Below are 14,323 nucleotides of genomic sequence, written 5' to 3'. Positions count from 1 at the left end.
GCCCCCTTCTTCATCAGTGTCGCACTCGCCAGTGCCACCACTTGCGCCGCGTGGCTGTGGGGACTCGTCGTGGCGGCCGGCATGACTTCGTTGCCGGAGGCCGGATCGACCGAGCGGCGCGACCCCCGGACCTGGTGAAAAGCCGGACCGCGAATCGCCAATGCGCACGCACAGGAATGCGGCATCGTGCCCGGGCGTTAACCACAGGGCACAGCGCAACCGAGCGGAACCCGCTCCGCGGAGCGACGTTTTTGGCCGGCTTTCGACGTGAAACGCGATGAAGCAGGGTGCGTACCGCGTGACCAAGTCCAGACGTTCCGGCCGCTTCGGGCCCGTGGTCGTCACCGAGCCGTCGGCGCCCGCGCGCCCACCGCGTGAACGGCTTTTCGGCGGCCCGACCCCCGATGGGCCGTTGCCGGGGCACCTTCTCGTCCTGCTCAGCCGCCTGCATCGCGCGGAGAATGCTCCGAAGGAGCCCGGCGACCCGGCGCATGGCTGAGCGCCGCACGCGCGCGGGTTGTTGGCCGGGCGCCAAGCGGTGTTTATGCTCCCCGTGATACCCGACCGGATATTACGGACGGCGACAAAGGGGACCTTCAGCCATGCGCCCGACCCGACGCCTCCTTGTCGCGCTTACCCTCGGGGCGCTGGCGCTCGGCTCAGCGTCCCACGCGGCGCAGGCGGGGGATCCCGTCGTGGTGTTCGCGGCGGCCAGCCTCAAGAACGCGCTGGACGATGCGACCGCGGCCTGGGCGAAGGAAACCGGCAAGACCGCACGCATCTCCTATGCGGGCTCGAACACCCTCGCGAAGCAGATCGAGGCGGGCGCGCCTGCCGACCTGTTCATCTCGGCGGACCAAGCCTGGATGGACGATGTGGCCCGGGCCGGCCTGCTGAAGCCGGGCTCGCGGATCAACCTGTTGCGCAACGCGCTGGTTCTGATCGCTCCAGGGCCGAAGAACGCCGGTTCCGATCCCCGGGTCGCCCTGGCGCCGGATCTCGGCACGACGCTGACCAAGCTGCTCGGCGGCGGCAAGCTCGCCATGGCGACGATCGATGCCGTACCGGCCGGCCGGTACGGCAAGGCGGCCCTGGAGAAGCTGGGGGCCTGGGAGGCCGTGAAGGGGCAGGTGGCCCAGGCCGACAATGTGCGCGCGGCCCTACTCTTGGTCGCCCGGGGCGAAGCACCGCTCGGCATCGTCTACGCCACAGATGCAGCCGCCGATCCCGGCGTGCAGGTGCTGGCCGCATTCCCGCCCGACAGCCATCCCCCGATCGTCTATCCGGCGGCCGTCATCCAGGACTCGCGTAACCCCGATGCCGCCGACTTGTTGACCTATCTGCGCGGCCCAGCGGCCCAGAGCGCTTTCGAGCGCCAGGGCTTCTCGGTGGTCGAGGCCCCCGCTGCCGGCCGGTAGCAGTTGGAGCCCCGCCATGCTGGACCTGACCCCGGCGGAGTGGACCGCCGTCGCCCTGAGCCTCAAGGTGGCCGCAGTCGCGACGCTCGCGAGCCTCGGGCCCGGCCTCGCGACCGCATGGCTCCTGGCCCGACGCCGCTTTCCCGGGCGGGCGCTCCTCGACGGGCTCGTCCACCTGCCGCTCATCCTACCCCCTGTGGTGACCGGCTACCTGCTGCTCCTGGCCTTCGGCCGGCGCGGCCCGGTTGGAAGCCTGTTGGCGGAGGTCGGGGTCGTCCTGGCGTTCCGCTGGACCGGGGCGGCTTTGGCCTGCGCGATCATGGGCTTCCCGCTGATGGTGCGGGCCATGCGGCTGTCGATCGAAGCGGTGGATCGCCGGATCGAGCAGGCGGCCGGGACTCTGGGCGCGAGCCCTCTGTCGGTCTTCCTCACCGTCACGCTGCCGCTCAGCCTTCCGGGCTGCATCGCGGGCGCCGTGCTGGCCTTCGCCAAAGCGATGGGGGAATTCGGCGCCACCATTACCTTCGTGTCGAACATCCCGGGCGAGACCCAGACGTTGCCCTCGGCCATCTATACGCTGACCCAGGTTCCAGGCGGGGAGGGGCCTGCGCTCCGCCTCACCCTGGTGTCGATCGCTATCTCGGTGACGGCGCTGCTCGCCTCCGAGTTCCTGGCCAATCGGCTGGGACGAAAGCTGGGCGCGGGCTAGTTGGCCGTTTCCGTCCCGCCCTTCACACAGCCTGCGGCGCGCCCCGTATTATCAGGTCGGCGACCCGTCGGTGTTGGCATACGCGTAGGGGCCGCCCGCCTCCAGGGCTCGGCGATAAGCGGAGCGGGCGTGAATGCGCTCCAGCCACGCCAGGACCCGCGGCCCCGCCCCGGTGCCACGGGCCGCGAACGCCTCCAGCGGAAAGCTCATCATGATATCGGCGGCGGTGAAATCCGCGCCGCAGACATAGGGACCCTCGGCGAGTTCCGCCTCCCAGAAGGCCGCATGCCGGCGCAGGTCGGGATCGACGAAGCCACGCAGCACCGTCCCGGCGACCCGGCGAACGAGGGGCCGCAGCAGCCACGGACTACCCGGCGCGAGGCGGGAAAAGATCAGCTTCAGCAGGAGCGGCGGCATCGCCGACCCCTCCGCGTAATGCAACCAATAGATGTAGCGCCTGCGGGCCTCCGTCTCGGCCGCCGGCACCAGGGCGCCCCCCGCCTTCTCGGTCAGGTAGGCGACGATCGCCCCGGTCTCCGCGACCACGACCCCGTTGTCGGTGATCACGGGCGCCTTGCCCAGCGGGTGGATGGCGACGAGGTCCGGCGGCGCCCGCATGGTCCGGGGATCGCGCGCATAGCGCTTCACCGTGTAGGCCAGCCCGAGTTCCTCCAGCAGCCAGAGCACGCGCTGCGAGCGGCTGTTTTCAAGATGATGGACCGTGATCATCGCGACTGTGTTCCTGCCGGCGCAGGACCACGCCGCCCCGTTGGTTACCCGAGTCGCCGCGCGTGAGCATCCAGGTCGATGTCGCCCTGCGCCGCGGCGCCTTCGCACTCGACGCGGCCTTCGAGGCCGGGCCGGGGCTGACGGCGCTGTTCGGGCGCTCGGGCTCAGGCAAGACCACGCTGATCGACCTGATCGCCGGGCTCGCCCGGCCCGATCGAGGTCGGATCGTCGTGGACGGCACCACGCTGGTGGATACGCGCACCGGCCTCTTCCTGCCGCCCCATCGCCGACGGGTGGGCGTGGTGTTTCAGGACGCGCGGCTGTTTCCGCATCTCAGCGTGCGAACCAACCTCGCCTACGGTCGCGTCTTTGCCCGCCACCGGGCCGACCCCGCGCACCTCGACGCAATAGTCGGCATGCTCGGCATCGTTCACCTGCTCGACCGCCGGCCCGCCGGGCTCTCCGGCGGCGAGCGCCAGCGGGTCGCCATCGGACGGGCGCTCCTGGCCCGGCCGCGCCTCCTGCTGATGGACGAGCCCCTTGCGGCCCTCGACGAGGCCCGCAAGGCCGAGATCCTCCCTGCGATCGAGCGCCTGCGCGACGAGGCCGGCGTGCCGATCGTCTATGTGAGCCACGCGGTCTCGGAGGTCGCGCGACTCGCCACCAAGGTCGTCGTTCTGGAGGCGGGCCACGTGGCCGCCGTCGGGTCCGCGGAAGCGATCCTGCGCCGGGCCGATCTCGCGCCGGTCCACGACGCCGAAGCCGGCGCACTGCTCGACATGGTGGTGGAGGCGATCGATCCGGACACCGGTCTTACGCGCCTTACCGGCGCCGCGGGGCGCCTGCTGGTGCCGGGGCTCGCGCGCCCGATCGGGACGCGCCTGCGCGTGCGTATCCCCGCCCGCGACGTGCTGATTGCGACCACGCCGCCCCGGGGCCTCAGCGCGCGCAACATCCTGGCCGGTCGAATCAGCGGGATGACCGCTTCGGGCACCGAAATGGCCGTGGAGATCGCCTGCAACGACGCGCATCTCGTCGCGCGCATCACCCGGGCGGCCGTCCGCGACCTCGGGCTCACGATCGGGCAGCCGGTCCACGCCATCGTCAAGAGCGTCGCCTTCGACCCCGTGGGAATCGGCGAACTGCGCGCGTCTGTCGCAATCTGAGGCGGCCGAATACCGTTATTAACCGCGTTCTTCTTTTGAATACACAACCCTTGGTTAGGATTCGGACGCCACGATAGATTGAAAGGGAAAATCGAGCACAACTCTTAGAGGTAGACCGATGGGCATCAGACGCCTGCTCCATCGCCCGACAACCGCCGGACTCACCTGCCGCAGCGGCAGCTCCGCGGTGGAGTTCGCCCTCGTGGCACCAATGCTCCTGCTGCTCTTCGCCGGGATCGGCATGCTCGGGATCTGCCTCGGGGCGGCCCACAACCTGCGCCAGATCGCTGCGGAAGCGGCACGCGCGTCGGTAGCCGGCATCACCGACACGGAGCGTGCGACCCTCGCGCAGAACACCGTGAACCGCAGCCTGAGCACAGGCGCGATGTTCCGGCCGGGCAGCGTTGCCGTGCAGGTCGGATCCGACCCCAACGACGCGACGATCTACACCGTCACGCTCTCCGCCAACACCGCATCCCTGGGCATCAACGCCTTCTCGCGCCTGCTCCCGATGCTGCCCACCATCCTGCGCAGCACCATCAGCGTGCGGAAGGGGGGCCTGTGATCGGCTGGATCACGAGCCGGTTGCACCGCTTCGGCAAGGCTCGGGGCGGCAACGTCGCGATTCTCGTGGCGCTCGGCAGCACGTTCCTGTTGGCGGCCGGCGCCGTTGGGGTCGATCTGGGCCTCGTGTTCCAGGAACGGCGCAAGGCGCAGGCGGCGGCCGACATCGCCGCGATGATGGGGGCGATCGATCCGACCCAGGCCAACACGATGGCGCGCCGATCGCTGGGCGACAACGGCTACGGCAGCGCGGTCGCCACGGTGGATCCCGGCACCTATGACGCGAGCGTACCAGGGGTTGCACCGGCCAACCGCTTTCACCCGGGGTCGAGCCCGGCCAACGCGGTTCGGGTCGGGCTATCAACGGCGGTACCGATCACCTTCGGACGGACGATCGGGCTTGCCGGGTCGATTCCGCTCCGTGTCGTCGGGACGGCCGCCAGCGCGCAATTCGCGGCCTTCAGCATTGGATCCGGCACGCTCCAAGTCAGCAACGGCATCACCAATGCCTTGCTGGGTGCGATGCTCGGCACACAGCTGTCCTTGAGCGTGAACGACTACAATACGCTTCTCGGCACGCGCGTCGACGGGCTGCGGGTCCTCGATGCCTTGGCGACGAGCCTGAATCTCTCAGCGGCGAACTACGCCGACCTCGCGCAGGCCAACGCCAGCGTCGGGCAGATCCTGATGGCGCTTCGGGTCGCCGCGCAGGGCAACAACGGCGCGGTCAATGCCCTGACGGGCATCCTGAACGCGCTGCCGAATGCCGGTCCGACGGTCCCGATCGGCCAAGTGGATCCCCTCGGCGATGCCGCGGCGCTGGCGCCCCAGAGGGGCCTCGCGGGCGCCACTGTCGATGTGATGAGTGTCCTGGGCGCCACTGCCGCGCTGGCGAATGGCCAGAACCAGGTCTCGGTCGATCTGGGGGCCACGATACCGGGCCTTCTCTCCACCCGCCTGACCGTGGCGATCGGCGAGCGCCGCCGCAGTTCGGGCTGGGTCCGGCCGGGGGGGCCGAACGCGACGATCCAGACGGCGCAGACCCGGCTGCTGATCGAGGCCACGGCCTCCGCCCCCCTCGGGCTTGGAACGCTCACGATACCTATCTACGCCGAGGTCGCCCCCGCGCAGGCGACGCTCCAGGCGCTGAGCTGCATCGGCGGCGCGCGCCAGGTCACGATCAGCGCCCAGACCGGCCTCGCGACCCTGGCGGTGGCCAACGTCCCGCGCAGCGCCATCATCGGCGGCAACACCAGTCCGAACCTGTCGCAGCCGGCAACCTTGATCGCGCTTCCCCTGGTGAACGTGTCGGGACGTGCCGTGATGACCATCGGATCGACCACGCAGACCCTCGTCTTCAACGAGGCCGACATCACCAATCATACGGTGAAGACGGTGTCGGCGAGCGGTTTGACCCAATCCCTCACCGGCAGCCTGCTGGGCAGCCTGGCTTTGAACATCAACGGCATCGGCGTGAGTCCGCTGCTGCAGACGTCGCTCAGCGCGACCTTCGCCGCCCTGGCGCCGACCCTCGACCTCGTCCTGGACAGCACCCTACGAAGTCTCGGCCTGCGCCTCGGCTACGCGGATGTCGACGTGGACGGGGTGCTCTGCAGCCAGGCCGTGCTGGTCCAGTAGGGCCCAACGCGGCTAGTCGATCTGCGTCAGCAGCGTGAACGCGCCGAAGAGCAGCACGGCGCCGACCGACACGGCCAGCAGGATGAGCGCAGTGCGCGATTCCCGTACTTCCGGCGACATGGGCCTGCCCGATCTCACTGCCTCGTGGCTCGCGATCCCGCGAGACGCCGAGATACGCACCGAAGCCGCCGCCTGTCGACTTGCACCGGCGCCGCGCGCCCGACAGCTTGGCGGATCTGACGCCGCGTTTGACCGAACTCGGGGCGCGCGATGGTCTGCCCCAGCAGGAGGTCGATCCGGTGCTCCAGAAGCGGGGCTACCGGGACACGATCAGCTTCGTGCAAACTGTCGCATGGATTGATCCGGACCCGATCGGGATCTGGGCACCAGGACCCGCGGCGGCTCGGTCATCAATGTGGCTTTGACCCTCGGCTGCGCAAGCCCGAGCGCCTTCGCGGGGATGTTCCGCAGACAGGTCGGCGCACCCCCCTCGGCGTTCCGGGCGGAACGCCGACGATCACGGGAACGCGCAGAAATCGGTTGACAGGCGGCACGCGGGGCGCCGAGTTTGTACCGATCGGTACAAACGCTGGAGACGTGAACGATGTCCGACCGTCCGCCCCTTCCCCCCTTCACGGCCGAGACCGCCGCCCAGAAGGCCCGCATGGCCGAGGATACCTGGAACGGGCGCGATCCCGAGCGCGTCTCGCTCGCCTACACGCCAGACAGCGTCTGGCGGAACCGCAGCGAGTTCCTGACGGGGCGCCAAGCCATCGTGGCGTTCCTCACGCACAAATGGGAGCGGGAACTCGAGTATCGGCTGATCAAGGAGGTCTGGACCTTCAGCGGCGATCGGATCGCGGTGCGCTTCGCCTATGAGTGGCACGATGCGGAGGGGCGGTGGTTCCGCTCCTACGGCAACGAGAACTGGGAGTTCGACGCCCACGGCCTGATGCGCCGCCGGATCGCCAGCATCAACGATCGGGCGATCACCGAAGCCGACCGGAAATATCACTGGCCGCTCGGCCGCCGGCCCGACGATCATCCGGGCCTCACCGATCTCGGCCTCTGACCACAGTGACCGGCCGGGCCGAAACGCTCCAGAGGCTCGCGGAGGTGTTTCGCGAGCACGGCTACGAGGGCGCCAGCCTCGCAACGATCAGCCGAGCCACCGGTCTGGGCAAGGGCAGCCTGTACAACCTCTTCCCCGGCGGGAAGGCCGAGATGGCGGCCTGCGTGCTTGCAGAGATCGACGAGTGGTTCGAGGCCAACCTCTACGCACCCCTTCGCGAGGCGAAACAACCCGCGGAGGCGGTGTCGGCCATGTTCGACGCGGTCGAGACGTATTTCCGCTCCGGCCGGCGGGTCTGCCTTGTGGGGGTCGTGGCGCTCGGCTCGGAGCGCGACCGCTTCGGCGAGGCGGTGCGGAGCTATTTCGCGCGCTGGGTGGCGGCCCTGGCCGGCGCCCTTGAGCGGTCGGGCCGGGACATCGCGAGAAGCACGGCCCTCGCCGAGGAGATCGTCGCCCAGATCCAGGGGGCCATCGTTCTGGCCCGCGCCCTTGACGATCCCGCCGTTTTCACCCGTACCATAACGGCGCTTCGAGCCAGAGCCGCCTGAGCGAACTCAGCCATGCTCTTCCGCAATACGGCCGTGGGATCAAGCGCGGGTCCCTTCGCGCGGGCGGGAGAGGGACAGGGTGAGGGGTGCGACCCCTCGGGAGAGACCTGACCCCTAACCCCAACCCTCTCCCGCACGGGAGAGGGGACAGGTTGCGGTTGGCAGGGACGGATTTGTAAACCTCGCAAGGGCCGCCGTGGCGACCCCGAGCCTCAGGCGGCCGTGCGGCGCTCGACCATGCGGGCCAGGAACGCGCTGCCGACCGGGATGATCGAATCATCGAAGTTGTAGCCGGCATTGTGCAGGCCGGGGCCTGGATTGGCGCCGAGCCAGACATAGGCACCGGGCACCGCCATGGTCATGTCGGCGAAATCCTCGCTGCCCATCTTGGGCGTGACGTTCGGCTCGACCTTGTCGGCACCGAGGAGTTCGGTCGCGATCTCGGTGGCGGCCGCAGCCTGCTCCGGGGCGTTCTCCAGCACCGAGAACACGTCCTGGAGATCCACCGTGACCTCGGCGCCGTAGGCCGTGCCGAAGCCCGCCGCCAGCTCGCGCATGCGGGTGCCGGCGAGCGCGCGGATCTCCGGATCGAAGGTGCGGATCGTGCCGGCGAGATGCGCGGTCTCCGGGATCACGTTGTAGGCCGAGCCGGCCTCGATCCGGGTGATCGACAGCACGATCGACTTCAGCGGATCGGCATTGCGCGATACGATCGATTGCAGCGCCTGAGCGAGGCCGGTGGCAACGATGATCGGATCGGTGCCCCGATGCGGCTGGGCGGCGTGGATGCCCTTGCCGCGGATGTGGATGTCGAAGAAGTCGGCCGCCGCCATGATCGGCCCAGGGCGCAGCTTGATCGTGCCGGCGCCGCCGCCCGGCTGGTTGTGCAGGCCGTAGATCTCGTCGCAGGGGAATTTTTCGAAGAGCCCGTCCTTCAGCATCGCCCGGGCGCCGCCGCGGCCCTCCTCGGCGGGCTGGAACACAAACACCGCGGTGCCGTCGAAGTTGCGCGTCTCCGCGAGGTAGCGAGCGGCGCCGAGCAACATCGTGGTGTGACCGTCATGCCCGCAGGCGTGCATCTTGCCCGCATAGGTTGAGCGATAGGGGAGGTTGGTCTCCTCCTCGATCGGCAGGGCGTCCATGTCGGCGCGCAGGCCGATCCGGCGCCCGTTGTCGGTGCGGCCCTTGAGCAGGCCCACCACACCGGTGCCGCCGATTCCGCGATGCACCTCGCAGCCGAGCTTCTCCAGCATGTCGGCGACGATACCGGACGTGCGCACCTCCTCGAAACCGAGCTCCGGATGGGCATGGAGATCGCGGCGTAAGGCCGTCAGCTCGTCGGCATAGGCTTTGATGTGGTCGATCGGACTCATGTCTTACGCACTCTCGGGGTCGGGTGTTGGGGAGGGTGCCGGGCCGCTGCAGGTTTCCCCCGTCTCCGTGCGCCGGAACGGCGTCAGGGTGTCGAGGACGTCCACCGCCTCGGCGACGTGGGCGCGTTCCCGCTGCAAGTAATCGGCCACCGCGCGGCGCAGCGCCGGGTCGGCGATATCGTGGGCGGAGTGCATCAGCACCGGCCGGTAGCCCCGAGCGAGCTTGTGCTCCCCCTGCGCACCCGCCTCGACCCGCTTCAGACCCCGGGCAATCGCGAAATCGATCGCCTGATAGTAGCAGACCTCGAAATGCAGGAACGGGATGTCCTCGATGCAGCCCCAGTTGCGGCCGTAGAGCGCCGTATCGCCGATCAGGTTGATGGCACCCGCGATGTAGTCCCCCGCGCGCTTGGCCATCACGAGGAGCACGCGGTCGGCCATGCGCTCCGACAGCAACGTGAAGAACTTCCGGTTGAGGTAAGGCCGGCCCCATTTCCGCGAGCCCGTGTCCGTGTAGAACGCATAGAACGCGTCCCAGTGTGCCTCGGTGAGGTCCGCACCGGTCAGATGCTCAACCGTGATGCCGGGGGCCAGCGCGTCGCGGCGCTCCTTGCGGATGTTCTTGCGCTTCCGGGAGGCCAGGGCGGCAAGGAAGTCGTCGAACGTGGCGTAGCCGTCGTTCTCCCAGTGGAACTGCTGGTCGGTGCGTTGCAGGAAGCCCGCGGCACCGGCCCGGTCCCACTCGGCCTCGCGCATGAAGGTCACGTGGATCGAGGAGGCCTTGGTCTCGCCCCGGAGTGCCCGCAGGCCCGCGACGAGACCGGCCGTGGCCTCGTCCGGATCGGCCCCCGGAGCGATCAGGAAGCGCGGTCCGGTCACTGGCGTGAACGGGATGCTGACCTGGAGCTTCGGGTAATAGGACCCGCCGGCGCGCTCGTAGGCATCGGCCCAGCCGTGGTCGAACACGTATTCGCCCTGGCTGTGCGATTTCAGGTAGCAGGGCACGACGCCAAGCCGCTCGCCATCGCGCTCCACGGAGACATGGAGCGGTAGCCAGCCGGTCCGGCGCGAAACGCAGCCGGAATCCTCGAGCGCCGACAGGAAGGCGTGGGAGACGAACGGGTTGTGGGTCTCGTCGCCAGCCGCCGAGGTTTCGGCAGAGAAGGCGCAGGCATCCCATTCCGCCGCGCCGATATCCTTCAGTCCGGGCAGCGCCCGCACGGTGAGCGTGGGGGTTTCCGGCGTCGGCCCGGGTTCTTGCTTCATGGGCCCGAATCTAATCCCTGCCGGGACAGGAGCAAGCGGACGGATGCGCGCGGTGAAAGGAACGCCTTGTAATGAAAGCGACGGGGTCGCACGATCTCCGGATGTCGGCCAGGGACAAATCAGGAGCTGGTGTGACTCGCCCGCGGACAGACCTTCGGTTCCGTAGGGCACCTGAACGGCGCCCCCCGGACGACTTTGTCGAGGATATTCTGTGCGAGATGAGCAACCTCAATGCGCAGGATACAGACGTTCCGGGCACAATTTCCATTTCGACAGCGCTCGGCGCGCATGGGCCGCGCGTGAAATGGTATCCGGGCCGGGCCGGACGGACCTTGCCCTGCCTGATCGTTTCCGTCGAAGTCGATCCCAAGGTACGGGACGATTTCATTCAAACGCCCGTCTCCCGGGCAGCCGCACCGCAGGTGATCGCCTGGGTGCACCTGAACCACGCCGTGTTGCTCAACTTCTGGATCAATGGCGCGTCGTGGAGCCTCCGGGAAGTCTCGACCTTCCTCGACGGGCTGCGCAAGCTGCCTTGAACTTCCGTTCAGATAGCCGTGCCCCGAGCGGCTACTCCCGTTTCCGATTGGGCGCGTTCCTGGCTCGGGCCCATCCGTCGCTCAGGCGGCTGACGCAGATTAGGTCGTCGCTTCCCTTGCAGTCGAGGTAACCCTTCAGGACCTTGATCCGCTGGTCAGTCAGTCCCTTGAGGCAGCCGTTGTACTCCATCGCGTAGGCGGAGCCGCCATCAAGGCCCATGCTTTCGAGGGCGCAGGTGGCGTCCCGAAACGGCAGCCAAGCCTTCTGAGCCGCGCGCAGGTTGTCCTTCGCCTTCGGGTCGATCTTCTTCATTAGCTGGCCATAGACGGCGTTCAGCGCCTTATCGGCAGCCCCATAATCGGCTGCCGCACATTCGTTGAGATCCGCTTGGGTGGGGCCCTCGCACGGGTCGGCCGCCGATGCAGGGGTCGCTGCGAACAGGAGCACGGTGACGGCCGCCACCCTGCAGAGCTGAACCCTTCGCGGGTGCATCTCGGTCGAATGGCGTGTGACGACTTTCATCGGAAGAGCTCGAAACGGATGGTCCGTAGGAAAATTTACGGCACGAACCCCTCGAACACCATCTGGTCCGCGTGTGCGCCCGCACGGGCGCGCTGATCCGCGGTCCGCACCGTCCAGGCCATCACGGGGAACTGCCCAAGCAGCCGGCACAGGTAGGTCGGCGCGCAGGGGAGGTCGTCGACCCGCCAGGACAGGAAGTCGGGCCGGGTCTCGGCGAAGTGCAGAAGGTCGGACAGCGCCCGGCGCAGGCTCGGCGGCAGGGCCGCGTAGACCGGATCGTCCTGCGTCGTCTCCGCCACGATCCCCCGGGGAATCGTCGGGTACAGGTCGCGCAGGGCCCCGACCACCTGCGGGTCGAAGGATTTGAGCGCCACCGGCCCGTCATAGGCAGCCGCCACCTCGGCGGCGCGGGTGGCGAGCCGCAGGTCGCCGTCGTAGCGAGACTTCACCTCGATGATCACGGGCACCGCCCCGCCGATGGCTGCCAGGAAGGCCGACAGGGTCGGGATCGTCTCCGCGGTCCCGGCGATCGCCAGAGACGCGAGATCGGCGGCCGAACGCTCGGCCACCGCCTCGCTCGCTCCGGTCAGACGGCCGAGCGCGGCGTCGTGGAACACCATCGCCTCGCCGTCGCGGCTGAGCTGCACGTCGCACTCGATGGCGAAGCCGCCCGCAACGGCCGCCCGGGCCGCGGCCAGTGTGTTCTCTGGCCGGCCCGCAGCCCGGTCGTGCAGCCCGCGATGGGCGATCGGACGCGCGGTCAGCCAGGCGGGAGCCGCCACTGTCAGCGGACCTCGAACATTGCCTCGACCTCGACGGCGGCGTCGAGGGGGAGTTCGGCGACGCCGACCGTGGAACGGGCGTGCCGGCCCCGGTCGCCCAGCAGCTCGACCATCAGGTCGGAGGCGCCGTTCATCACCCCGGCTACCGCCGAGAAGCCCGGCGCCGCGTTGATGAAGCCGCCGAGCCTGACGCACTGCTCCACGGCGCGGTCGAGGTCGCCCACCGCGGCCTCGAGCTGGGCGAGGACGTTGAGCGCGCAGAGCCGGGCGGCCGCCTTGCCGGCCTCCGCCGAGACGTTGCCGCCAACCTTGCCCTTATGCTCCGCCGCGATGGCGCCGTCGGCGCCGAAGCAGACCTGGCCGGAGATCACCACGAGGTTGCCGCTGCGGACGAACGGCACGTAATTCGCCACTGGCGCAGCAGCTTTCGGCAGGGTGAGACCGAGCGTCTGCAGGCGTTCCTTGATCGTGCTCATCGGAGGCTCCGTCGCTGATCGAAATCCGCCGGAGCAGGAGCATGGCCGGACCCTTTCAGGCAAGGGGTGCCGCCCATGCGACGGGTAGAATTTGGGTGTTCCGAAGCATCGCGCAGACCTGCCGCGCGGATGCGGTGAACATTGAATCGTTGACAGGGCCGCGCGCTTTCATAGTAATCGCGCGCGTGCCGCCCCTGACTGAGGCGGCACTTTCATTTGGAGCCGGCTAACGCTTGCTCCGGGATCGATCGATAAACGGAGATGGCATCCGTGACGTCAGCCCTTCTGCCGACTTATGTCCGCGCGCCGCTCGCCTTCGAGCGCGGCGAAGGCGCTTGGCTCGTTACGGAGGGCGGCGAGCGATACCTCGATTTCGGCGCCGGCATCGCGGTGAACGCGCTGGGCCACGCCCATCCCCACCTGGTCGGTGCGCTGACCGAGCAGGCGAATCGGATCTGGCACACCTCGAACCTGTTCGAGATTCCCGGCGGCGAGCGCCTCGGCCAGCGCTTCGCGGAAGCGACCTTCGCCGACGTGGTGTTCTTCTGCAACTCGGGGGCCGAGGCCAACGAGGCGGCGATCAAGATCGCCCGGAAGTACCACGCGGTCGGCGGCCATCCGGAGCGCTACCGCATCGTCACCTTCGCGGGCGCCTTCCACGGGCGGACGCTGGCGACGCTCGCGGCCGGCGGGCAGCAGAAATACATGGAGGGCTTCGGGCCCAAGGTGGAGGGGTTCGATCAGGTCCCCGCCGGGGACTGGGCGGCCCTCGAAGCGGTGATCGGACCGGAGACGGCCGCGCTGATGATCGAGCCGATCCAGGGCGAGGGCGGCGTGCGGGTGATCCCCCACGCCGATCTCCGGCGCCTGCGCGAGATTTGCGACGTCAACGGCCTGCTCCTGATCATGGACGAGGTCCAGACCGGAATCGGCCGCACCGGCAAGCTGTTCGCCCATGAATGGTCGGGCATCACCCCGGACATCATGAGCGCCGCCAAGGGCATCGGCGGCGGCTTCCCGATGGGCGCCTGCCTCGCCACGCGCGAGGCCGCCCGGGGCATGACCGCGGGAACGCACGGCACAACCTTTGGTGGCAACCCGCTCGCCATGGCGGTGGGCAACGCGGTGCTGGACGTGGTGCTGGGCGAAGGCTTCCTCGATCAGGTCGCCCATTCCGGCCTGTTGCTCAAGCAGAAGCTCGCAGCACTTCGCGATCGGCATCCGCATGTCTTCGAAGAGATCCGCGGCGAGGGGCTGATGCTCGGCCTCAAGCTCGGCGTACCGAACACCGATTTCGCCGCTGCGGCGCGCAACGTGCATCTGCTGGTGATCCCGGCGGGCGACAACATCGTCCGCCTGCTGCCGCCGCTGACCATCGGCGCGGCCGAGATCGACGCGGCGGTCCAGCGCCTGGAGGCGACGGCATCCGAATTCGAGGCCGTGCGCGGCGCCGCCGAGTAGGCCCAAGCCGGGGACCCATGAACACCGCCCGCCGCCCCGCGGCGGGCGGTCCGAAGCGT

The 14,323-nt window shown here is 68.9% G+C and carries 15 protein-coding genes; 9 read left to right on the top strand and 6 right to left on the bottom strand.

Annotated features, from left to right (window positions below; genetic code table 11):
• Positions 1–602: 602 nt before the first annotated feature.
• A complete protein-coding gene (gene modA / locus OXS27_RS10040; RefSeq protein ID WP_267355918.1) occupies positions 603–1,418 on the top strand; it encodes a molybdate ABC transporter substrate-binding protein in 816 nt (271 codons plus the stop codon).
• 16 nt (positions 1,419–1,434) lie between these two features.
• Complete coding sequence (modB, locus tag OXS27_RS10035; protein WP_243920507.1) at positions 1,435–2,127, top strand: molybdate ABC transporter permease subunit; 693 nt, start codon at positions 1,435–1,437, stop codon at positions 2,125–2,127.
• Between the two features lie 51 nt (positions 2,128–2,178).
• Here the strand turns inward: modB and OXS27_RS10030 are convergent, their stop codons facing one another.
• On the bottom strand, positions 2,179–2,856 hold the full coding sequence (locus OXS27_RS10030; protein ID WP_267355915.1) for a glutathione S-transferase: 678 nt from the start codon (positions 2,854–2,856) through the stop codon (positions 2,179–2,181).
• Positions 2,857–2,918: 62 nt separating this feature from the next.
• Between OXS27_RS10030 and modC the strand changes: the two genes are divergently transcribed.
• From modC to OXS27_RS10005, 5 genes are all read left to right on the top strand, one after another.
• Entirely contained in the window at positions 2,919–4,022 is a 1,104-nt protein-coding gene (gene modC / locus OXS27_RS10025; RefSeq protein WP_267355913.1) for a molybdenum ABC transporter ATP-binding protein, read from the top strand.
• A 118-nt stretch (positions 4,023–4,140) separates the two neighbouring features.
• Positions 4,141–4,587, top strand: a complete 447-nt coding sequence (locus tag OXS27_RS10020) for a TadE/TadG family type IV pilus assembly protein (protein WP_243920504.1) — start codon at positions 4,141–4,143, stop codon at positions 4,585–4,587.
• Positions 4,584–6,224, top strand: a complete 1,641-nt coding sequence (locus OXS27_RS10015) for a TadG family pilus assembly protein (RefSeq protein ID WP_267355910.1) — start codon at positions 4,584–4,586, stop codon at positions 6,222–6,224. Before OXS27_RS10020 ends, OXS27_RS10015 begins: the two co-directional genes overlap by 4 nt.
• 604 nt (positions 6,225–6,828) lie before the next feature.
• Positions 6,829–7,296, top strand: a complete 468-nt coding sequence (locus tag OXS27_RS10010; RefSeq protein WP_267355908.1) for a nuclear transport factor 2 family protein — start codon at positions 6,829–6,831, stop codon at positions 7,294–7,296.
• Between the two features lie 5 nt (positions 7,297–7,301).
• Positions 7,302–7,844 (top strand): TetR/AcrR family transcriptional regulator, encoded by a 543-nt coding sequence (locus OXS27_RS10005; RefSeq protein WP_267355906.1) that lies wholly within the window; start codon positions 7,302–7,304, stop codon positions 7,842–7,844.
• A gap of 212 nt (positions 7,845–8,056) precedes the next feature.
• On the opposite strand, the gene OXS27_RS10000 is transcribed toward OXS27_RS10005, so the two are convergent.
• Both OXS27_RS10000 and OXS27_RS09995 read right to left on the bottom strand, forming a co-directional pair.
• Entirely contained in the window at positions 8,057–9,217 is a 1,161-nt protein-coding gene (locus tag OXS27_RS10000) for a M20 aminoacylase family protein (protein WP_267355904.1), read from the bottom strand.
• Between the two features lie 3 nt (positions 9,218–9,220).
• On the bottom strand, positions 9,221–10,483 hold the full coding sequence (locus OXS27_RS09995) for a GNAT family N-acetyltransferase (RefSeq protein WP_267355902.1): 1,263 nt from the start codon (positions 10,481–10,483) through the stop codon (positions 9,221–9,223).
• Positions 10,484–10,701: 218 nt separating this feature from the next.
• Between OXS27_RS09995 and OXS27_RS09990 the strand changes: the two genes are divergently transcribed.
• Complete coding sequence (locus OXS27_RS09990; RefSeq protein WP_267355900.1) at positions 10,702–11,022, top strand: hypothetical protein; 321 nt, start codon at positions 10,702–10,704, stop codon at positions 11,020–11,022.
• A gap of 31 nt (positions 11,023–11,053) precedes the next feature.
• Here OXS27_RS09990 and OXS27_RS09985 read toward each other — a convergent pair whose 3' ends face one another.
• From OXS27_RS09985 to OXS27_RS09975, 3 genes are all read right to left on the bottom strand, one after another.
• On the bottom strand, positions 11,054–11,485 hold the full coding sequence (locus OXS27_RS09985) for a lysozyme inhibitor LprI family protein (protein WP_267355898.1): 432 nt from the start codon (positions 11,483–11,485) through the stop codon (positions 11,054–11,056).
• A 95-nt stretch (positions 11,486–11,580) separates the two neighbouring features.
• The gene (locus OXS27_RS09980) at positions 11,581–12,327 is read right to left on the bottom strand and encodes a glycerophosphodiester phosphodiesterase family protein (protein WP_267355896.1); all 747 of its coding nucleotides are present in this window, start codon (positions 12,325–12,327) and stop codon (positions 11,581–11,583) included.
• A 2-nt stretch (positions 12,328–12,329) separates the two neighbouring features.
• Complete coding sequence (locus tag OXS27_RS09975; RefSeq protein ID WP_243920495.1) at positions 12,330–12,803, bottom strand: RidA family protein; 474 nt, start codon at positions 12,801–12,803, stop codon at positions 12,330–12,332.
• 270 nt (positions 12,804–13,073) lie between these two features.
• Between OXS27_RS09975 and OXS27_RS09970 the strand changes: the two genes are divergently transcribed.
• The gene (locus tag OXS27_RS09970; protein ID WP_267355894.1) at positions 13,074–14,264 is read left to right on the top strand and encodes an aspartate aminotransferase family protein; all 1,191 of its coding nucleotides are present in this window, start codon (positions 13,074–13,076) and stop codon (positions 14,262–14,264) included.
• Positions 14,265–14,323: the final 59 nt, after the last annotated feature.

The organism is Methylobacterium sp. GC_Met_3 (genome assembly GCF_026540775.1).
Taxonomy (GTDB): Bacteria; Pseudomonadota; Alphaproteobacteria; order Rhizobiales; family Beijerinckiaceae; genus Methylobacterium.
The sequence above is the reverse complement of the archived record's forward strand: the minus strand, read 5'-3'. Positions and strand labels throughout refer to the sequence as shown.

Coding starts and splice junctions, on each gene's coding strand:
- OXS27_RS10000 (WP_267355904.1), bottom strand. CDS start 9,217: ATGAGTCCGATCGACCACATCAAAGCCTATGCCGACGAGCTGACGGCC.
- OXS27_RS10010 (WP_267355908.1), top strand. CDS start 6,829: ATGTCCGACCGTCCGCCCCTTCCCCCCTTCACGGCCGAGACCGCCGCC.
- modA (WP_267355918.1), top strand. CDS start 603: ATGCGCCCGACCCGACGCCTCCTTGTCGCGCTTACCCTCGGGGCGCTG.
- modB (WP_243920507.1), top strand. CDS start 1,435: ATGCTGGACCTGACCCCGGCGGAGTGGACCGCCGTCGCCCTGAGCCTC.
- OXS27_RS09995 (WP_267355902.1), bottom strand. CDS start 10,483: ATGAAGCAAGAACCCGGGCCGACGCCGGAAACCCCCACGCTCACCGTG.
- OXS27_RS09990 (WP_267355900.1), top strand. CDS start 10,702: ATGAGCAACCTCAATGCGCAGGATACAGACGTTCCGGGCACAATTTCC.
- OXS27_RS10030 (WP_267355915.1), bottom strand. CDS start 2,856: ATGATCACGGTCCATCATCTTGAAAACAGCCGCTCGCAGCGCGTGCTC.
- OXS27_RS09975 (WP_243920495.1), bottom strand. CDS start 12,803: ATGAGCACGATCAAGGAACGCCTGCAGACGCTCGGTCTCACCCTGCCG.
- OXS27_RS10020 (WP_243920504.1), top strand. CDS start 4,141: ATGGGCATCAGACGCCTGCTCCATCGCCCGACAACCGCCGGACTCACC.